The organism is Pelistega ratti, assembly GCF_009833965.1.
GTDB classification, from domain to species: Bacteria; Pseudomonadota; Gammaproteobacteria; order Burkholderiales; family Burkholderiaceae_B; genus Taylorella; species Taylorella ratti.
Map to the genome: position 1 here is coordinate 2150975 of NZ_CP047165.1, position 20509 is coordinate 2171483.

A 20509-nucleotide genomic window follows, 5' to 3' on the forward strand; every position below is an offset into this window, starting at 1 on the left:
ATTTTTACAAAATGAGAGCAGTAAAGAACTCCTTCAAAAATTCTTATATAAGACTTAGTGAGATATGATAAATATCAATTATTTATATCTTTCTCCGAGTGATATATTTTTAAAATAGCGATTCAACTAAAAAGTTATTTTTAAAAAGTGGATTAAACAAAAAGTGTATCTGTAAAATCCACTTGCTGTTAAATGTGAGATGCTATTGTTCTTCGGTATATTCTTTTAAAAAGAAGAGTGTGGGGCAAGTGAGGAATAATATAATACCGACAGAAAAATAGAGTTCTTCCTTACTCCAACCGTTTAATAGGAGTTCTCCAGCAATAATAGGTGAAATAATAGCACCAATACGTCCAAGACTGATAGCAACCCCAGATCCTGTACTACGGAAATAAACAGGATATAAAGATGGATTAAGCGTAAAGAGACCAGCAATACAGCCATTCATTAAACCACCGATAAGAATAGCCAGTATAATCGCTATGCTTAATGATTCAGTGAGTACGAATAAAATAGTTGATATACCAAATAATATCATAAAGATAATGAGTAAAAATCGTGTTGCATAACGGCTTACTATCCATCCAAATAAAAGAGAACCCGCTGTTCCACCTAGTGCAATAGCAATACCCACTGTTTGGCTTAGCGCTTTGGATAATCCTGCGGTTTCTAATAGTGCAGGTGTCCATGAACTGATAAAGTAAAAACTTGCCATGACACCGAAGAAGGGAATCCATATAAAGATATATTTTTTGATATGGTTAAAGGTGAAAAACTCGAATAAAGAAGCTTGTCTCTCTGTGGTGTGCTGAATGGGTAATTCGTCTAATGCATCATGCCAAGGTTGGCGAATGTGTTGTGTAATTGTACGTAGTTTTGCTTTGGAAGAGGCATCTTTTTGGGTATGGAGATAATCCACTGATTCAGGTAGCACAAAGTAGAGGAGTAAAGCACTGAGTCCTGTAAGTATGGCACCGACCAAGAAAACAGAACGCCAACCATATATTTCTTGTAGCAAAATAGCCGTCATACCACCGAGACTCGCCCCAATACCGAAACCAGCCACATAAGCAGAGATAGATAACCCTCGCCATTTTTTATTGGTGTATTCACTGACAATGACATTGATACAAGGTAATATACCACCAACACCTAATCCTGTTACGATACGCCATAGAATAAGATAGTTTAACTGTGAACTAAAGCATACCATCAACATTCCAAGCGAAGCAAGAAAGGTAGAAAAGATAAGTAAGGGACGGCGACCATATTTATCAGCAAAGGGTGAAAAAAGTAAAGATCCCAATGCCATACCAATAAACCCAGCACTCATTAACGTACCAATTTGGTCAAAATTAAGCTGTAAATCGGTACTAATACTCTTTGCTGTAAAGGAAATAGCAAGGACATCATAGCCATCTAAAAAGTTTAATAAAATAGCGAGACCAACCACCATCCATTGATACCGTGTCATTGGACTTTGATCAATTTGTGTGCGTAAAGACATTGTGCCTCTCTTTTGGGTTATCGTAAAAATAGCTGTATTGTTATGATAAATTTTTATACTAAGCGTAGTAAACAGTATTTAAAATAATATAACTTATTCAAGAATGAGATAGTATAAAAATTGAGAATTATAAATAGATTTATGTTATTTATTTAAAAATAGTGCTTTTTTATTTTATATTTAAGGTATTAAAAAAGACTACTTCCCATTTTGTTAGAAAGTAGTCTTTTATACCTTTTTATAAGGTAATTTATTTTATGCTACAAAATTATTTAAGGTGTTGACTAACCAATTTTGTCATTTCAAACATAGATACTTGATCTTTGCCAAAAATAGGGCGTAATTTAGCATCTGCATTGATATTACGGCGATTAGCAGGGTCTTGTAGATTATTGGCTTTAATATAGTCCCAAATTTTCTTAGTCACTTCTGTACGAGGTAGGGGAGTAGCACCAACGATAGCGGCTAATTCTTTACTGGGTGTAAGTGGTTTCATAAAAGCTGCATTAGGTTTGCGAGCTGGTTTTTTTTCGACTGTCATATGTATTTCTCCAGAATAATATCATTAGAGTGGATAGTCCTAGATTGATTATTGTATTGGTAGGCTAGGGAAGTCATCTTTAGCGATACCGTCTAGGAATGAGCAAAGAGTGTAAAACACATTTGACAAAATTACAAGCGTTCAGAGTGGACTGTCATGAATGTGCATAGAATGATTTTAATAGATTATGAGGTTAAGTGCCTCAGTTGCCTAAAGAATTTGTAAAATAGAGCATCGTCAATTTATGATAATGGATAATTTATTATGCAGATAACGTCAGCGTCTATTACGCTTATTCGTCCAGATGATTGGCACCTTCACCTAAGAGATGGTGAGGCATTAGCAGCCGTGGTAGCAGATTCTGCTCGTCAATTTTCTCGTGCTATTGTGATGCCAAATCTGAAACCGCCTGTAACGACTGTAGAGATGGCAAGTGCTTATAAGGCACGTATTGAAGCGGTATTAGCACAACAAAATCTTCATTCATTTACCCCCTTGATGACGTTATACTTAACAAATAATACCTCTGTAGAGGACGTAAAAAAAGCAGCAGAAAGTGGGTTTGTAAAAGCATTCAAATTATACCCTGCTGGTGCAACAACCAATTCAGATGCGGGAGTAACCGATCTTTTGGGGAATTGTTCTCGTACACTAGAAGCCATGCAACAATATGGTATGCCTTTGTTGGTGCATGGTGAAGTAACTGACCCTCGAGTTGATTTATTTGATCGTGAGGCTGTTTTTATTGATCGGGTTATGTTGCCACTACGCAGAGCATTTCCTGCACTTAAAGTGGTTTTTGAGCATATCACCACCAAACAAGGCGCTCACTATGTACGTGATGCAGAAGGCCCGATAGGGGCAACGATTACTCCCCAGCATTTATTGTTTAATCGTAATGCTATTTTTCAGGGAGGGGTTCGTCCTCATTATTATTGCTTACCTGTTCTTAAACGAGAAGAGCATCGTATTGCTTTAGTTGAAGCAGCAACAAGTGGTAATCCTCGCTTTTTTCTGGGTACAGATAGTGCGCCTCATGCTAAGCATGCAAAAGAGGCATCCTGTGGATGTGCAGGCTGTTATTCTGCGCTTCATGCGATGGAACTCTATGCGACTGCTTTTGAAAAAGCGGGTAAATTAGATCAGTTGGAAGGATTTGCTAGTCTTCATGGGCCTCAATTCTATGGATTACCTGTTAATACAGAGACAATTACCTTAGAGCGTAAAGAGTTTGAAATTCCTCAGCAAGTTCCTTATACAAAAGATGCGCCATTAGTACCTTTATCGGCAGGTGAAGTGCTTCCTTGGCGATTTGTAGCGTAGAATTATCTTAGTTTGATGATATTGAGTGTGTAATAGGGTTAAATAAAGTAAAAAGTAGGGTCTATTTTTAATGTATTTTTAGCCTTATTACATCATTAATTCATTCTTCATAAGTATAGAAATAAAAGAGAATACAATGCGAAGTTCAGTTATTCCTTCGGATTTGCCTGATCAGGTAGATGAGTTTATTTTTAAGCACTTGCATCATGAAGACAGTCGATATGATGCCGTGTTAGCTTTTCATCGAACAAAGCCACTCCCCAAAATTAATGTTCCAGCTAATCATGGTAAGTTTTTGCATTTTTTAATTCGTATGATGGGTGCAAAAAATATCCTTGAAATAGGAACTTTGGCAGGCTATAGCACGATATGGATGGCAAAGGATTTACCTGAAGGAGGTAAAGTAACAACAATTGATTTTGATGAGCATCATATTAAGATTGCTGAACAGACATTTGCCATGATGGCTTTGCAAGATAATATTCGTCTTATGCAGGGTAGGGCAATGGATTGCTTGGAAACTTTGCTCAAGGAATATAAAGCAGGGCAGATTCCTAGTTTTGATTTTATTTTTATTGATGCGGATAAAGAAAATAATCCCTATTATCTGGATTATTGTATTGAATTAAGTCGTTCTGGTACTGTAATTGTGGCAGATAATATGGTACGAGATGGTAAGGTGATAACGGAAGAGGATAAAGCTCCTAATATTCGTGGGATTCGACAGTATTTTAAAAAATTACAAGAAGATCCTCGCTTGGACTCTACTGCTTTACAAACGATAGGGCATAAGGGGTGGGATGGTTTTGCTATTACGATGGTGAAATAAAATAAGATGATAAATGAGTATTTATTAAAGCACTACAAATAATGTTGAGTCGCAGTTCTTCCGCTTCTCACCAGAAAACTCACTTGGTTAATTAATATTTCTCCGTGCTTTTAAAAATATATTTTCTTATAAAAGTTATTTTAAATAACGATAAATTATCTATTAAAGCACTCATTTTTTTATCTGTTTCAAAATAAAACCCCTATAGATAAATATCCGTAGGGGTTTTGTGTGTATGACCCTAATTGCTTAGGGATACTTTATCGTATGATGTTTAAATCTTACGCTTTTAATGCTTCAACGGCTTTACGTACGCCTTCACCATAAGCAGGATCACATTTTGTACAGTTATCAATATGACGTTGCTTGATGAAATCAGGAGCATCACCTAAGGCACGAGCGGTATTCTCAAATAATACTTGCTGTTGTTCAGGTGTCATTAAACGGAATAATGCACGTGGTTGTGAGAAGTAGTCTGCATCATCTTCACGGAAATCCCAGTGAGCAGCATCACCTGAAATTTTAAGAGGAGGCTCTTTGTATTGAGCTTGCTCTTGCCACTGACCAAAGCTGTTTGGTTCATAGTGTAATGTACTGCCATAGTTACCATCCATACGACCTTGACCATCGCGGTGGTTGCTATGTACAGGGCAACGTGCACGATTTACAGGGATTTGGTGATAGTTTACACCTAAACGATAACGTTGAGCATCGGCATAGTTAAAGAGACGTGCTTGTAGCATACGATCTGGTGATACGCTGATACCCGGTACTAAGTTGCTTGGAGCAAAAGCAGATTGCTCTACGTCCATAAAGAAGTTTTCTGGGTTGCGGTTAAGTTCAAATTCACCTACTTCGATTAATGGGTAGTCGCTTTTTGGCCATACTTTAGTTAAGTCAAATGGGTGATAAGGTACTTTGTCCGCATCGGTTTCTGGCATAATTTGAACATACATTTTCCATTTCGGGAAATCACCGCGTTCAATTGCTTCATATAAATCACGTTGGTGGCTTTCGCGATCTTTACCAATAATAGCTTCTGCTTCAGCATCGCTTAGGTTCTTGATGCCTTGTTGAGTACGGAAGTGGAATTTAACCCAGAAACGTTCGTTATTTGCATTAATAAAACTGTAGGTATGTGAACCATAACCGTGCATATGACGATAAGTTGCAGGGATACCACGATCAGACATTACGATAGTGACTTGGTGGAATGCTTCTGGTAATAATGTCCAGAAATCCCAGTTATAAGTAGCACTGCGTAAGTTGGTACGAGGATCGCGTTTTACGGCTTTATTTAAATCAGGGAATTTACGAGGATCACGTAAGAAGAAAACAGGTGTATTATTACCTACTACGTCCCAGTTACCTTCTTCTGTATAGAATTTTAAGGCGAAACCGCGAATATCACGTTCTGCATCGGCTGCACCACGTTCACCTGCTACGGTAGTGAAACGTGCAAACATTTCGGTTTTCTTGCCTACTTCACTAAAAATCTTAGCACGTGTATAAGCAGTAATATCATTAGTAACGGTAAATGTACCAAAAGCACCAGAACCTTTAGCGTGCATACGGCGCTCTGGAATAACTTCACGAACAAAGTTAGCTAATTTTTCATTTAACCAAACATCTTGTGCTAATAGTGGGCCTCTTGGACCTGCTGTTAAGCTGTTTTGATTGTCCACCACAGGTGCACCGAAAGCTGTTGTGAGGTGGGTTATAGGGCATTTTTTAGTATCATCCATCATTATATTCCTTAATAAGTAAAAGAGAGAGGTTTTGTTTACTACAGGATAAGTATAGAGAAAAAATGATTAATAGTAAAATTCTATTTTTTTATAAAACCAATTAATAAAATTAATAATTAAGACATAAAAAATGGTAGTGTGATAGATAAAATAAATAACTATAGTTGTTACAATATTATTAAATTTGCAAAAAATAATACATTAATTGATATTAATCAAAAGAAACTGTTGTTTATAAACATAAAAAAATACTTATTTTGGCATATTCTTGTTACCATATAACATTAATATGTAATAAATTTATTGTTTTGTTACATTTTTAGAGCCAAGAAAATTCTTAACATTATTAGGAAATTTAATATCTTGGGGTATTTATCCAAATTTGGTTGATGGAGAAGAGATAATGCGAAATACTTATTGGGCTTATTCTTTGCTGGTTGTTGCTATTTCAAGTGCTTATGCTGACGATAGCACAAAAACAACAGTATTAGATCCGATTGTTATCATGGGAGCAAGTCAAGATAGTGCAAATACTGTCAGATTTAATCCTAAAAAAACATTACAACCCTTACCGGCAGGAGATGGTGCAGACTTATTAAGATCTGTACCAAGTATGAATATTATCCGTAAGGGTGGTTCATCAGGTGATCCTTTATTTAGGGGCTTAGGTGGTTCTCGTTTAGCTATCCGTGCAGATGATCATTTCCTTTATGGTGGTTGTGGTGGTCGTATGGATCCGCCAACAGCGTATATTTTCCCGAATAGTTTTGATGAAGTGGTTGTCACTAAGGGTCCTCAATCTGTTACACAAGGGTCTGGGCTAGTAACAGGGTCTGTCAGCTTTGTGCGTAAAACCCCTGATTTTAGTGAAAAGAATTATTATTTAGAGGCAACGGGTACACTAGGTAGTCGAGATCGCCGAGATGCTTCTGTAGAGGGGGCGATAGGTAATAAATATGCGTATCTACGTTTAAATGCCTCACATAATGAGTCGGATGATTATCGTGATGGGGATGGTAATAGAGTGCATTCTAATTTTAAGCGCGATAATCAAATGATTCAGCTAGGGTTGACTCCAACAGAAAATACAGAGCTTGTTGCAACATATGAACGTAGTCGAGGGGAAGCCGCTTATGCTGACCGTATGATGGATGGTAGTCAGTTTGATCGTGATGCGTGGAATGTTCGCTTTACGCAGCGTAATATTACCCCTTGGTTTAGTGCTTTAGAATTAAACTATGGTCAAAGTGAGATTGATCATGTGATGGATACTTATAGTTTGCGTACACCACCAAGAATGCCAAATGGTATGAGAATGATTAGAGCAAGCAATCCCAAACGTAAAACCAATAGTGGTCAGCTTAAAATGACCTTTGATTGGGATAATGTGAATCTACAAACAGGCTTTGACTATATGTATGATAAGCATACTATTAGAGTAGGTGATGCCAATTTTAAACGTAAACCCTTTTTATCTCGTCAGAAATTTAATCAATGGGGTGTTTTTGCAGAGGTTGCATGGCAACGTACAGAAGATCAAAAATGGATTGCTGGTTTACGCTATGATGAAATAGATGCACGTTATTACAAATCAGGGAATGCAGACTATAGAGGTGTATTGCCTAAATATGAAAAACAAACCTATCATCTCACCTCTGGATTTATCCGTTGGGAGCAAATGGTGGGTGATATTCATTATTATGCTGGTTTAGGTATTGCAGAGCGTTCACCTGACTACTGGGAGCGTAATCGAGCCCAAACAGGTTATTTACGTCCAGAACAAAACCGTCAATTAGATATCGGTGCGCTTTGGTCAACTGATAAAATCCAAACTAGTGTATCCCTATTTGCTAGTGATATTAAAGATTTTATCATGATTGATTGGATGCAAGGCAAGGCTCGTAATATTGATGCTCGCCGCTATGGTGTAGAAGCTGATGTTAAATGGAATTTTGCTCCTAATTGGACAGTGGGTAGTAATATTGCTTATACCTATGGTCGTAATCGTACTGATGATAGACCATTGGCACAGACACCACCACTTGAGTGGAATAATACCTTAACATGGGATAATGAAACATATAGTGTAGGCTTACTCTGGCGTGTTGTTGCTAAGCAAACTCGTTTTGCAAAAGGACAAGGTAATATTATTGGTCAAGACATTGGTGAGAGTGCTGGATTTGGGGTGCTATCGCTTAATGCAGGGTGGAAAATCAATCAATACGCTACCTTACAAGCAGGTGTTGATAATATCTTTGATAAAACCTATGCTGAGTTTATCAGTAAAGCGGCTAACCCAAGTGCAGGTATGCAAACCTTACGCGTGAATGAGCCTGGTCGTACAGCATGGTTACGCTTACAACTTTCACTGTAAAATGATACAATACGCATGCAAAGCAAGCTGGGCAATCGCGAGTAATCGAGGAAAGTCCGGACTCCATAGAGCAAGGTAGCGGCTAACAGCCGTCCATTCAGCAATGAATGAGGAATAGGGCCACAGAGACGAGTTTACTATGTGGGCTTAATGATTTCGGTCTTTAGGCTCTGGTACGGTTAGTCCCGTATGGCGTTATATTTATAACAGCATAGTAAGGTGAAACGCGGTAACCTCTATCTGGAGCAACATCAAATAGGCATATGGGCTGCTCGTCCTATGTATGCGGGTAGATGGCTTGAACTTTATAGTAATATAAAGTCTAGAGGAATGATTGCCGACCTTTTAGGTTTACATAATCCGGCTTATAGGCTTGCTTTGTCTTATTTTAATATCCCTACTGTACTTATGGTATGGTGGGGATTTTTTATGGAGATTAAATAGAGAGAGTACCTAATGGGGATTATGTATATAGTGTTAAGATAAAAATTAATAGATTAAAAATTACTCCAAATAGATAGCAGTTCCCCTTAATAAATAGCTCAGTTTATATCTTAAGTTATTAGAGAGCCAGTTTTTTTATAACCTTAGGGAATAACCGCTCTCATTAACTATTTTCATCATTAAAATCGCCTTGTCTTTTTATAAAAATGTAAAAGTTTTTACGCTTAAAAAAGTAATATTTAGTGTAATACTTTTAGTATATTTTATAACCCATTGATTTTAATCATTATTAATAAATGCTCTGCATTTTCTGATTGTAAGCTAAGCCTTTATTTTTATTGAAGAAAACAAAAATTAACTTGAAAAATAATTCTAAATGGCTTAAAGTGGAGATTAGTAGGAAATTGTGTGAAAAAGTGGGACAAAAGTGATTTTTCAAGGAAACAGTGCTCTCTCATTAGATGCTAAAGGACGGATGACTATTCCGGCCCGGTATCGTGATGCGCTGTTGACAGACTCCCATGGCAAGATAACCATTACCCGAAACCTTGATGGTGGCTTGTTAATCTACCCCCGATTTGAATGGGAAGCCAAACGAAAAATCATTATGGATCTGCCTTCTTCTCAGCGTGGTTTGCAACGCCTTTTATTAGGTAATGCACAAGATGTTGAGTTAGATGGTTCAGGTCGTGTCTTAATCGCTCCGGAACTGCGTGACGTTGCGGGGATTGTGAAAGACGTTGTCCTTGTTGGTATGGGTCAGCGATTTGAATTGTGGGCAGCAGATAAATTTGCTGCTCAACAAGAAGAAGATTTGGCAAGTATCGATTTATCTAAATTGGATGATTTCTCATTGTGATGGATACTGCATTTACTCACACAACGGTCTTACTGTATGCCACCGTAAACGCATTAGTGAATCCAGATTTTTATAGTAAGGATTCAGCTATTCATTTGTCTTTATCAGGTATGAGGGCAAAGGGAATTTATGTGGATGGTACTTTTGGCAGAGGAGGGCATAGTCGTTATCTTCTAAGCCAATTAGCACCTGATGCTCAGTTATTTGTATTTGACAAAGATCCTTTAGCAATAGAGGAGGCTAAACGATTACAGGCAACTGATAATAGGGTGCAAATTATTCATGGTGGGTTTTCCACAATGAAAGAAGCATTGCATGCTCGTGGTATTGATCAGGTGCAAGGGATTCTGTTGGATTTAGGTATTTCATCTCCACAGATTGATGATGCTCGTCGAGGCTTTTCTTTTATGAAAGAAGGGCCTTTAGATATGAGAATGGATACTACACAAGGCATGACAGCACAAGAATGGCTGGAAACAGCTGATGTAGAACAAATTAAAGAGGTTATTAAAAACTATGGCGAAGAACGGTTTGCTTTCCAGATTGCAAAGGCGATTGAAAGTCGCCGCCAATCCAACCCATTACGGACAACGCTCGAACTTGCCGAGCTCGTTGCTGCCACCGTCAGGACGCGTGAAAAAGGGCAGCATCCAGCGACGCGGACATTTCAAGCTATACGGATTTACCTCAATGACGAGCTTGAAGAGCTTTCACGCACCCTCGCGTCAATATTGAGTTTATTAGTGCCTGAGGGACGTATGGCGGTTATTAGTTTTCACTCATTAGAAGATAGAAGAGTGAAACAGTTTATCGCACAGGCGGCAAATCCTGCTGCTGCTTTTGCACGTATGCCTTTAAGAGAAAGTGAGTTGCCTCAACCGACTCTCAAGAATCTGGGTAAGGTAAGTGCTAGTAAGGAAGAGGTAGCGGCGAATCCACGGTCGCGCTCAGCCATATTGCGTGTTGCTCAACGTACAGAGGTTTCGCTATGAAAGGGATAGTAGCAATTTTTGTATTGTTAAGCTTTTTTGTGTATAGTGCCATGGAGTTGATTACGGTGCGTTATCAACAACGGTTACTGTATAACGATTTAGTGCGAACACAAAATGTAGAGCAAAAACTAAATCAAGTCTGGAGTTATTTACAGTTAGAGCGTGCTAATTTAACCAGTACCGCTTATATTAATACCGTAATGGCACAAAAATTAAATTTAAAGCCTGCCGATATAAATCAAATTATTTATATCAAATCATCAGAATGGCAACAGTCTACATCAGAAGCGACTAAGCAGTAATCAGCAAGGTGAATAAGATGAAAAACTGGTTTGGTTTATCTCGTCAGAGAGTAAAAAAAAGTCATAATATTGTCCGCTCCTATGAAACAGCAGGAGAAAAGGCCTCTTTTAAAGCAAGAGGCACTTTGCTTTATACTTTGTTGATTTGTGGTTTTGTGGCTGTGGGCGTTCAGGCATTTTACCATCAAGCGGTTAATAGTGATTTTTTACGAAAAAAAGGGGATGTGCGCTATGAAGCACGTATTCCTTTACATGCAGAGCGTGGGCGTATTGTTGACCGTAATGGAGAGTTTCTCGCAACAAGTATTCCTGCTAGTAGTATTTGGGTTGTTCCTGAGCAACTGTTAAATGCACCTGCCGAGAGTAGGGCGGCTTTAGCAAAGGTACTGGGTGATTCACCGAAACAGCTAGAAGAAAAATTAAATGCCAATAAAAGTAAACCTTTTCTCTTTTTAAAACGGCAAATTACATTAGAAACCTCTGATCAAGTACGTGCTCTCAAAATTAAAGGGGTAAATATTGATGCAGAGAGTAAGCGCCTTTATCCGCAAGGCTCATTAATGAGTCATATTGTTGGGTTCACAAATATTGAGAATAATGGTATTGAGGGTTTAGAGAAACAATACAATAAAGTGCTAGAAGGCTCCGATGGTTCTCGAGTGGTTATTCGTAATCGCTTGGGAGATATTATTGAAGACGTTGCTTCTAGTGCAAGTATTCCTGCACAACATGGTGATAATATTCAATTAACTATTGATAGTCGTATCCAATTTATCGCCGCTCAAGCACTGGAGAAAGCCATTAAAAAACATGATGCTGAATCAGGTGGTGTTGTAGTAGTTGATTCGGTAAGTGGTGAAATTCTTGCTATGGTGAGTATGCCGACATATGATCCGAATAATAATAAAGATCGACGTGGTGCGGCTTTGCGTAACCGTGTGATTACAGATACTTTTGAACCGGGATCGATTATTAAACCTTTAGTTGCTGCTTTAGCATTAGATGCAGGTGCTATTACACGTGATACTAAATTTGCAACAGGTAATGGTTCTTGGCAGTATCAAGGTGCAAGAATTACAGACGTTAGTAATCATAATGGTACTTTAAATGTTGCTGGTATTTTACGCCGTTCAAGTAATATCGGTATGGCAATGATTTCAGAGCGTTTGCGTGCACAGCAGATGTGGACGGTATTTAATGCATTAGGGTTTGGTCAAGCCCCTACAATGGGTTTCCCTGGTGCGGCAGCAGGTCGTGTACGCCCATGGAAAAACTGGCGTCTTATTGAAAAAGCCACCATGTCATATGGATATGGTTTATCGGTATCTCTTATTCAAATTGCACAGGCTTATACCGCATTAGCCCGTGATGGTGATATGATTTCCCTTTCTTTAGTGCGTAACCAAAATCGCCCTAGCAGTATTCAGGTTTTCTCACCCAATGTTGCACGTGATATTCGGGTAATGCTTGAAGGAGCGGCTGGTGCTGAAGGGTCTAAGGTTCAAGCACAAGTCAGTGGGTATCGTATAGGTGGTAAATCAGGTACAGCACGTCAAATCGTTAATGGACAGTATTCTAAATCAGCCTATCGTGGCTCTTTTGTGGCGGTAGCGCCTATCTCAAACCCTCGTATCGTTGTTGCTGTTACGTTAGATAAACCGAAAAAGGGTGGGTATTATGGGACTATTGTATCAGGGCCTGTAGTAGCAGAAGTGATTGAACAAACCTTAAAATATTTAGGTGTTCCGCCAGATGCACCTATTGCCCCTCCAAAAAATAAAATGGAAGCACATAATCAAAAGAGTAATAAAAGAACACAAGGATAATTTAAATGATGATTGATTGGCTAAAACAATATATATCCGAAAAAGCAGATCTTCGCCTTGATAGCAGAGACATCCAAAAAGGGGATGTCTTTGTTGCATGTAAAGGGACTCACACGGATGGTACGCAATATATCCATCAAGCGGTTAATAAAGGAGCAGCAGCAGTTCTGATTGAAAAGGGTTTAGCATATCCCTCTATTGAGATCCCTGTTTTAGAAGTTGATCAGCTACGCACGCAATTAGGTGCTTTAGCAGATGAGTGGTATGGTTTTCCCTCTGCTTCGATGACGGTTATTGCGGTAACAGGTACAAATGGAAAGACCTCATGTACAAATTGGATTGCTCAAGCACTTAATCAACAAGGAGTAGCGTGTGCTACTATCGGTACGCTAGGGACTATTTTGCCGAGTGGGGAAAGTTTAGGTGGATCACTCACTACGCCAGATGTGTTGAGTATGCATCGTTTATTAGCGGTATTAAAGGCAAAAGATATTCATACTGTAGCGATTGAGGCATCATCTATTGGGTTAGAGCAAGGTCGTTTAGATAATATACAGATTAAAGTGGCAGGGTTTACTAACCTTACCTTAGATCATTTAGATTATCATCAATCAATGCAAGAATATGAGCGTTGCAAATCATTGCTATTCACCAGAAAAGATGTAGAGTACGCTGTGATTAATATTGATGATTCGGCAGGTGAGTGCTTTTTTACACAAAGTACAGCAAAGGCGACAATGGCTTACTCGCTTAAAGATCATCCTAAAGCAAGTATTTATGCTAAAAACCAACAATTTACAGAAGCAGGTTTAATTTTTACCTTGTCTTTACCAGAAGGAGAGACACAGATATTAGCCCATTTAGTGGGTGAACATAATATCGCAAATCTTTTACTAGTGGCTGGTGTATTGAATGCTTTAGGGTGGGATATTAGTAAAATAGCCAAAAGTTTAGCGCTATTAAAGGCTGTTCCTGGTCGTTTAGAAATTGTTAAACCGCCTATAACGGCAAATATACCTTTAGTCGTAGTAGATTATTCACACACCCCTGACTCATTAGAACAAGCGTTAAAAGCCTTACGACCTTCTGCACAGACCCAACAAGGAGAGTTAGTGTGTGTGTTTGGTTGTGGGGGTGATAGAGACCCAACTAAACGTCCTGTGATGGGTAAAATTGCTTCAGAACAAGCGGATAAAGTATATGTTACCAGTGATAATCCTCGTACTGAAGAACCACAACAGATTTTAAATGATATTCTCCAAGGAATGCCAGAGGGTAGTTTTGCAAATACTGACCGTGCTTATACTATCCTGCATGCTATTTTTCATGCGAAAACAAATGATGTCGTGTTAATAGCAGGTAAAGGACATGAAACCTATCAAGAAATTCATCATCAGAAATATCCTTTTGATGATCGTCAGTGGGCATTATTGGGTTTACTCTTAAAAGCAGGCTACAAAATTAATACTGATTCTCGCACCATTCAAGAGGGTGATATTTTTGTTGCGCTCAAAGGAGAGTCATTTGATGGGCATGCTTTTTTAACCGATGTTGCCCAGAAAGGAGCTGTGGCAGCTATTGTTTCTAGTCCCGATACAACCTTAGCTTTGCCACAAATTGTCGTAAAAGATACCGTAGAAGCCTTGTCTGTGGTGGCAAAGGCATGGCGAGCTCAGTTTTCATTACCTGTCATCGCCGTGAGTGGTAGTAATGGAAAGACAACATGTAAAGAAATGATTGCTTCTATTCTACAAGCATACGTTGGTAAAGAGAATGTTTTAGCAACAGCAGGTAATCTCAATAATCATATCGGTGTTCCTTTAAGTCTTTTGAAATTAACCGCACAACACCAAGCGGCTGTTTTTGAATTGGGAATGAATCATCCTGGCGAAATGGCGGTTTTATCGCAAATAACGCAGGCTGATGTTGCGCTTGTCAATAATGCTCAGCGAGAACATCAAGAATTTATGAAAACAGTAGAAGCGGTTGCTTATGAAAATGGTGAAGTTCTAAAAGCTTTGCCAGAAAATGGTATTGCCGTTTATCCTGCTGATGAAGAATATACCCCCGTTTGGCATCGTTTATCGGGAACACATCAACGTATTTTGTTTGGAGAAAAAGGGAATGTCTTTGCTTCTCAGATACAGTTAGATGCATTAGGTTCTTCCTTTATTCTACAGTATGAGCCTTTGCCCGGTTTATCCAAAGTAGCGAGTACACAAATACCTGTACGATTATCTATCGCAGGGTATCATAATATCCGTAATGCTTTAGCCGCAGCGGCATGTGCTTTGGCAATCAAAGTACCATTGGCAACTATTGCAGAAGGATTAGCACAATTTAAAGCCGTTAAAGGACGTATGCAACTATACAACCGAGAAGACGGGGGGGTGATTATTGATGATACCTATAATGCAAATCCTGATTCAGTAAAAGCCGCTATTGATGTTGCTTGTCAGCTTCCTCAACCTGCGGTACTTGTATTGGGGGATATGGGAGAAGTGGGTGATGATGGTCCAGCTATGCATGCTGAAATAGGTGCTTATGCAAAGGAAAAAAATCTTTTTGCCGTATTTGCCGTAGGGACATTAACACAGGAAACCGTTAAAGTGTTTGGAGAGGGTGCACAGCACTTTAATGCTATAGATATATTGGTAAATGCATTACAGGAGCTACCTGTCAAAACAATTATTGTAAAAGGTTCACGTTTTATGAAAATGGAACGTGTGGTTCAAGCATTATTGGATAGTGCTAATAAGGAATAAAAATGTTGTATGAGCTATTTAAAGCACTATCTGATACATATAGTGTTTTCTCTGTTTTTGAATATATTACTTTACGCGCTATGTTGGCGTGTGGTACAGCTTTATTAATTGGTCTTATAGCAGGACCGCGAGTTATTCGTAAACTAACGGAGCTTAAAATAGGGCAAGCTGTCCGTGCGTATGGCCCTAAAGATCATTTAGCCAAAAATGGTACACCAACAATGGGAGGAGTATTAATCCTCATCAGTATCGCTATTAGTACATTGCTTTGGGCTGATTTAAGTAATCGTTTTGTATGGGTTGTTCTATTGGTAACCTTAGGATTTGGTGCGATTGGTTGGGTAGATGATTATCGTAAAGTGGTCTATCGTAATCCAGAAGGGATGTCTTCTCGGGAGAAATTTTTCTGGCAAACTTTGGTGGGGGTAATTGCAGCCGTTTATTTAAGTTTTGCCGTATCTGTTCCTGCAAATGCGGAGTTATGGCCCCTATTTAAAGATTGGTTGCTTAGTGGTTTTACTATGCCATTACCATCTCGTGCAGATTTAATTGTCCCGTTCTTTAAAAATGTCAGCTATCCTTTGGGGGTATTGGGTTTTGCTACCTTAACATGGATTGTGATTGTAGGGGCTAGCAATGCGGTTAATCTTACTGATGGTTTAGATGGTTTAGCCATTATGCCAACCGTTATGATTGGGGCTGCATTGGGTATTTTTGCTTATGTGGTAGGACGGGTAGATTACTCTAGCTATCTTTTATTCCCTTATATTCCCGGTGCATCAGAAATGATGGTGCTATGTGCGGCATTAGGTGGGGCTGGTTTAGCCTTCTTATGGTTTAATACCTATCCTGCTCAGGTATTTATGGGGGATGTGGGGGCATTGGCATTAGGTGGCATGTTAGGGACAATTGCTGTTATTACCCGTCAAGAAATTGTATTCTTTATTATGAGTGGTGTATTTGTGGTTGAAACACTATCCGTTATGCTACAAGTTACTTGGTTTAAATACACTAAAAAACGTTACGGAGAAGGACGGCGTATTCTAAAAATGGCACCTTTACACCATCATTTTGAAGTGGGTGGTTGGAAAGAAACGCAAGTGGTGGTGCGTTTTTGGATTATCACGATTATGTTAGTATTGATTGGTTTATCCACATTAAAATTGCGTTAATAAATATAATCTCTATCGTGATAGTAGGTGAAAGGATATTTTAACTATGAACCATTCCGTTAATTTCGATTTAAATCAAAAAACGATTTTAGTGCTAGGTCTAGGAGAAACAGGCTTAGCGGCTAGTCGATGGTGTGTACAACAGGGGGCAACTGTTAAAGTTGCCGATACACGAGAAAAACCGAGTGGTTTAGAAGCGTTACAATCCTTAGGTATTCCAACAGAAAATTATTATTTAGGTGAAACTAAAGCCCTATCAGATGATGCATTGCAATCGGTTCATTGTATTGTGTTAAGTCCGGGGTTATCGCCTTTTCAACCTGATCTTCAACCATTCTTAGAAAAAGCGGTATCACAGGGGATTGAGGTCATTGGAGAAATAGAGCTTTTTGCACGTGCATTACAATCCTTAAAAGATCAGATAGGATATGCTCCTAAGGTATTGGCAATCACAGGGACAAATGGTAAAACAACAGTAACGACAATGGTGCGTGATATGTGTTTACAAGCAGGTAAACAGGCTATTGCAGCAGGTAATATCAGTCCCTCAGCATTAGATGCTTTGCAACAAGCATTAACCCATCAAACATTACCTGATGTGTGGGTGCTAGAGTTATCAAGTTTTCAGTTACATACAGTGGTGAGTTTACATCCCCATGCTTCTGTCGTATTGAATATTACACAAGACCATCTTGATTGGCATGGTAGTATGGCGCATTATATACAATCCAAAGCCAAATTATTAGCGTTAAGTGATACCGCTATTGTCAATCGTGATGATGATTATACATTGGGTATGGTTTCGGCAATTGATGATGAGCATATTTGTTCTTTTGGTAGTGATGAACCACCGCTAGCGAATGATTTAGGCATTGAACATATCAATGGTATGGCATGGTTATGTGTGAATGAGCAAGATGATTTTGATGTCATACCCCATACCAAAGCTAAGAAAAAAGTACAAGAACGCCCTACCCGTCAAAAAACAATGATTAAACGTTTAATGCCTGCAGATGCGATGCGTGTTAGAGGTCGTCATAATGCGTTAAATGCCTTGGCAGCGATTGGATTGTGTCGTGCAATTGATCTGCCTTATGCACCTTTATTAACAACATTACGTCATTATGAAGCACAAGCGCATCGTAGTAATTTTGTGCGAATGATTCAAGGGGTTGAGTTTATCGATGATAGCAAAGGAACGAATGTTGGTGCGACACAAGCTGCTCTCGTTGGGCTGGGAAGACCTGTGGTTATTATTTTAGGTGGATTAGGGAAAGGGCAAGATTTTTCACCTTTATTTCTACCGATTAAACAGTATGCAAGAGCTGTATTGCTGATTGGTCAGGATAAAGAAATTATTCGAACAGCGCTAGAATCAACAGGTGTTCCTATGGAGGCATTTGATACATTAGAAGCGGCTGTACAGTCTTCTATGCAATATGCCAAGGAGGGTGATATTGTTTTATTATCCCCTGCTTGCGCGAGTATGGATATGTTTAAAAATTATCATCATCGGGGTGAAGTATTTGTTCATGCGGTCAATCAACTTGCGGTAGAGATGGGAGAGTTGATGTGAGCGAATTAACACAAGGTGGGTTTGCTAGAACCACACGTACTAATATGCGGGATTATGACTTATTGCTGATTTGTGCCATAGGGACGCTATTAGTATTTGGTTTAATTATGGTGTTTTCTTCTTCTATTGCATTAGGAGATGGGCCTAAATTTGTCAATGCGGATCGTTATTATTTTTTCAAACGACATTTCTTGTTTTTGGCAGCAGGTATCGTGATTTGTATGTTAGTTACGCAAATTTCTATGCCATTCTGGGAAAAATATGCCTTACACCTTTATGTGTTGGCGGTGATTACATTGATTGCCGTCTTTATTATTGGGGTGAAGGTAAATGGGGCATATCGTTGGATTTCATTAGGTCCTATCCGTTTTCAACCCTCTGAGCTAGCTAAGTTGGTGATGATTATTTTTACTTCTTGGTACACAGCACGCAAAAAACAATATATGAAAGAAATGAGGGGGTTTGCACCTATTATTGTTTTTGCTGGTATTATCTGTGGACTTCTTTTTATTGAACCTGATTTAGGTGCTACTATTGTTGTGGTAGCCATTGTCTTTGGTTTAATTTTTTTAGGTGGCGTAAGTTTAAAGGTTTTTGTTGGGCTCGTTATCCTTGCTATCGCCGGAGTTGTTTTTGCTATTATCCTTGAGCCTTTTAGGGTACAACGGTTTTTTGCTTACTTAGATCCTTTTAGCGAACAATATGCTCAATCCACTGCCTATCAATTAACACATTCACTGATTGCTGTGGGACGAGGTGAGATATTTGGTGTCGGTCTAGGTTTTAGTATTGAAAAATTACACTACTTACCAGAAGCCCATACAGACTTTATTATGGCGGTCGTTGCAGAAGAGCTAGGTTTTGTGGGTATTTTGGGTGTTATTGTTCTTTTCTCTATCATTATTAAAAAGGGATTAGAAATTGGTCGTCAATCTATTGCAATGGATCGAGAGTTTAACGGTCTAGTTGCACAAGGTGTTGCCATTTGGTTTGGGGTACAAACGTTTATTAATTTGGGTGTTTGCTTTGGCTTACTACCGACCAAAGGGCTAACATTACCGTTTGTGAGTTATGGTGGTTCTGCACTCGTGATGAATTTAGTTGCTGTGGGTCTATTATTACGGGTAGATTATGAGAACCGTTGTATGATGCGAGGGCAGCGTCCTTATGAAAGGAGAACATAATATGACAAAAAAAATATTAATTATGGCGGGTGGTACTGGTGGTCATATTATGCCTGGCTTAGCCGTTGCAGATACTCTTAAAAAACGTGGTTGGCAAGTTAAATGGTTGGGTAATCCTGCACGTATGGAAGGACGTTTAGTTCCTGCTCAGCATATTGAGTTATTACCAATGACTTTTTCTGGACTAAGGGGAAAAGGTATCGGCGCAATGCTTAGATTGCCTTTTACCTTATTAAGTGCTTGTCTTGATGCCAGAAAAGCTATTAAAATGGCACAGCCTGATGTGGTATTAGGTATGGGAGGATATGTCTCTTTCCCTGGTGCTTTAATGGCTAAATTATCAGGTATTCCTATTGTGGTGCATGAACAAAATGCTGTTGCTGGCACTGCTAATAAAATGATTGCTCAGTTTGCAACAAAAATTCTAACAGGGTTTCCTGATGTACTGCCAAAAGCAGAGACTGTCGGTAATCCTGTTCGTCAAGACTTATTGCATATGGCTTTACCAGAGCAACGCTATGCTCAACGTCAAGGGCCTTTGCGTATTTTAGTGGTTGGTGGTAGTTTAGGGGCAATGGCATTAAATACTTTAGTACCAGAAGCAATCGCTTTAATACCCGAAGCACAACGCCCTTCTATTAAACATCAAGCAGGAGAGCAGCACTTAACCATATTGCAGCAAAATTATCAAAAAGTAGGGGTACGGGCAGAATGTGTCGCTTTTATTGATAATATGGCAGAAGCACTAAGTCAAGCAGATTTGCTTATTTGTCGAGCAGGTGCGATGACCGTTGCTGAAGTGGCAGCAACAGGTGTTGCCGCATTATTTGTGCCATTACCTCATGCGATAGATGATCATCAAACGGTTAATGCTAGATGGTTAAGTCAGCAACAGGCGGCATTTAGTCAAGCACAAAAAGATTTAAATGCAAAACAATTAAGTGATTTTTTACAAACGCTTAATCGAGAACAACTTGTACAGGTTGCCCAACGAGCCAGAAATATGGCCTATACACAGGCAACAGAAGATATTGCTAATGCGTGTGAGAGCGTTATCAAAGGATAAA

Annotated in this window: 15 protein-coding genes and 1 other RNA gene; 13 read left to right on the forward strand and 3 right to left on the reverse strand. The window is 38.9% G+C overall.

The annotated features are described in order from the left end of the window. Positions 1-202 precede the first annotated feature (202 nt). Together F9B76_RS09410 and F9B76_RS09415 are read right to left on the reverse strand one after the other, a co-directional pair. Entirely contained in the window at positions 203-1507 is a 1305-nt protein-coding gene (locus tag F9B76_RS09410) for an MFS transporter (protein WP_159991877.1), read from the reverse strand. A gap of 268 nt (positions 1508-1775) precedes the next feature. Next, complete coding sequence (locus F9B76_RS09415) at positions 1776-2048, reverse strand: SWIB/MDM2 domain-containing protein (RefSeq protein ID WP_159991878.1); 273 nt, start codon at positions 2046-2048, stop codon at positions 1776-1778. A gap of 264 nt (positions 2049-2312) precedes the next feature. On the opposite strand from F9B76_RS09415, the gene pyrC reads away from it, so the two are divergent. Both pyrC and F9B76_RS09425 read left to right on the forward strand, forming a co-directional pair. Beyond that, complete coding sequence (gene pyrC, locus F9B76_RS09420; RefSeq protein WP_159991879.1) at positions 2313-3371, forward strand: dihydroorotase; 1059 nt, start codon at positions 2313-2315, stop codon at positions 3369-3371. 136 nt (positions 3372-3507) lie between these two features. Next, complete coding sequence (locus F9B76_RS09425; protein ID WP_159991880.1) at positions 3508-4200, forward strand: O-methyltransferase; 693 nt, start codon at positions 3508-3510, stop codon at positions 4198-4200. Positions 4201-4481: 281 nt separating this feature from the next. On the opposite strand, the gene F9B76_RS09430 is transcribed toward F9B76_RS09425, so the two are convergent. Then, positions 4482-5945, reverse strand: coding sequence for a catalase (locus F9B76_RS09430; RefSeq protein ID WP_480285507.1), 1464 nt, complete (start codon positions 5943-5945; stop codon positions 4482-4484). 406 nt (positions 5946-6351) lie between these two features. Here F9B76_RS09430 and F9B76_RS09435 point away from each other — a divergent pair, with 406 nt between their 5' ends. From F9B76_RS09435 to murG, 11 genes are all read left to right on the forward strand, one after another. Next, positions 6352-8322, forward strand: a complete 1971-nt coding sequence (locus F9B76_RS09435) for a TonB-dependent copper receptor (RefSeq protein ID WP_159991882.1) — start codon at positions 6352-6354, stop codon at positions 8320-8322. A gap of 19 nt (positions 8323-8341) precedes the next feature. Next, an RNA gene (gene rnpB, locus F9B76_RS09440) (RNase P RNA component class A) lies at positions 8342-8706 on the forward strand. A 490-nt stretch (positions 8707-9196) separates the two neighbouring features. Next, entirely contained in the window at positions 9197-9625 is a 429-nt protein-coding gene (gene mraZ / locus F9B76_RS09445) for a division/cell wall cluster transcriptional repressor MraZ (protein WP_159992186.1), read from the forward strand. Further along, on the forward strand, positions 9625-10617 hold the full coding sequence (gene rsmH, locus F9B76_RS09450; RefSeq protein ID WP_159991883.1) for a 16S rRNA (cytosine(1402)-N(4))-methyltransferase RsmH: 993 nt from the start codon (positions 9625-9627) through the stop codon (positions 10615-10617). The genes mraZ and rsmH overlap by 1 nt, the downstream gene beginning before the upstream one ends. Next, entirely contained in the window at positions 10614-10919 is a 306-nt protein-coding gene (ftsL, locus tag F9B76_RS09455; protein WP_159991884.1) for a cell division protein FtsL, read from the forward strand. Before rsmH ends, ftsL begins: the two co-directional genes overlap by 4 nt. A 17-nt stretch (positions 10920-10936) precedes the next feature. Then, positions 10937-12745 (forward strand): peptidoglycan D,D-transpeptidase FtsI family protein, encoded by a 1809-nt coding sequence (locus F9B76_RS09460; protein ID WP_159991885.1) that lies wholly within the window; start codon positions 10937-10939, stop codon positions 12743-12745. 5 nt (positions 12746-12750) lie between these two features. After that, positions 12751-15510, forward strand: coding sequence for a bifunctional UDP-N-acetylmuramoyl-L-alanyl-D-glutamate--2,6-diaminopimelate ligase MurE/UDP-N-acetylmuramoyl-tripeptide--D-alanyl-D-alanine ligase MurF (gene murF, locus F9B76_RS09465; RefSeq protein ID WP_159991886.1), 2760 nt, complete (start codon positions 12751-12753; stop codon positions 15508-15510). Positions 15511-15512: 2 nt separating this feature from the next. Continuing rightward, positions 15513-16682 (forward strand): phospho-N-acetylmuramoyl-pentapeptide-transferase, encoded by a 1170-nt coding sequence (mraY, locus tag F9B76_RS09470; RefSeq protein ID WP_159991887.1) that lies wholly within the window; start codon positions 15513-15515, stop codon positions 16680-16682. Between the two features lie 46 nt (positions 16683-16728). Next, positions 16729-18258: a UDP-N-acetylmuramoyl-L-alanine--D-glutamate ligase gene (gene murD / locus F9B76_RS09475; protein ID WP_159991888.1), complete on the forward strand. Its 1530-nt coding sequence runs from the start codon at positions 16729-16731 to the stop codon at positions 18256-18258. Positions 18259-18302: 44 nt separating this feature from the next. Further along, positions 18303-19442 (forward strand): putative lipid II flippase FtsW, encoded by a 1140-nt coding sequence (ftsW, locus tag F9B76_RS09480; protein ID WP_159992187.1) that lies wholly within the window; start codon positions 18303-18305, stop codon positions 19440-19442. A 1-nt stretch (position 19443) separates the two neighbouring features. Beyond that, on the forward strand, positions 19444-20508 hold the full coding sequence (gene murG / locus F9B76_RS09485) for an undecaprenyldiphospho-muramoylpentapeptide beta-N-acetylglucosaminyltransferase (RefSeq protein ID WP_159991889.1): 1065 nt from the start codon (positions 19444-19446) through the stop codon (positions 20506-20508). Position 20509: the final 1 nt, after the last annotated feature.

Excerpts from the sequence above, each read along its gene's own strand:
- murG (WP_159991889.1), top strand. The coding sequence starts at position 19,444 with ATGACAAAAAAAATATTAATTATGGCGGGTGGTACTGGTGGTCATATT.
- F9B76_RS09425 (WP_159991880.1), top strand. The coding sequence starts at position 3,508 with ATGCGAAGTTCAGTTATTCCTTCGGATTTGCCTGATCAGGTAGATGAG.
- murD (WP_159991888.1), top strand. The coding sequence starts at position 16,729 with ATGAACCATTCCGTTAATTTCGATTTAAATCAAAAAACGATTTTAGTG.
- ftsW (WP_159992187.1), top strand. The coding sequence starts at position 18,303 with ATGCGGGATTATGACTTATTGCTGATTTGTGCCATAGGGACGCTATTA.
- F9B76_RS09435 (WP_159991882.1), top strand. The coding sequence starts at position 6,352 with ATGCGAAATACTTATTGGGCTTATTCTTTGCTGGTTGTTGCTATTTCA.
- ftsL (WP_159991884.1), top strand. The coding sequence starts at position 10,614 with ATGAAAGGGATAGTAGCAATTTTTGTATTGTTAAGCTTTTTTGTGTAT.
- F9B76_RS09415 (WP_159991878.1), bottom strand. The coding sequence starts at position 2,048 with ATGACAGTCGAAAAAAAACCAGCTCGCAAACCTAATGCAGCTTTTATG.
- mraY (WP_159991887.1), top strand. The coding sequence starts at position 15,513 with ATGTTGTATGAGCTATTTAAAGCACTATCTGATACATATAGTGTTTTC.
- rsmH (WP_159991883.1), top strand. The coding sequence starts at position 9,625 with ATGGATACTGCATTTACTCACACAACGGTCTTACTGTATGCCACCGTA.
- F9B76_RS09460 (WP_159991885.1), top strand. The coding sequence starts at position 10,937 with ATGAAAAACTGGTTTGGTTTATCTCGTCAGAGAGTAAAAAAAAGTCAT.
- F9B76_RS09410 (WP_159991877.1), bottom strand. The coding sequence starts at position 1,507 with ATGTCTTTACGCACACAAATTGATCAAAGTCCAATGACACGGTATCAA.
- pyrC (WP_159991879.1), top strand. The coding sequence starts at position 2,313 with ATGCAGATAACGTCAGCGTCTATTACGCTTATTCGTCCAGATGATTGG.
- murF (WP_159991886.1), top strand. The coding sequence starts at position 12,751 with ATGATGATTGATTGGCTAAAACAATATATATCCGAAAAAGCAGATCTT.
- F9B76_RS09430 (WP_480285507.1), bottom strand. The coding sequence starts at position 5,945 with ATGGATGATACTAAAAAATGCCCTATAACCCACCTCACAACAGCTTTC.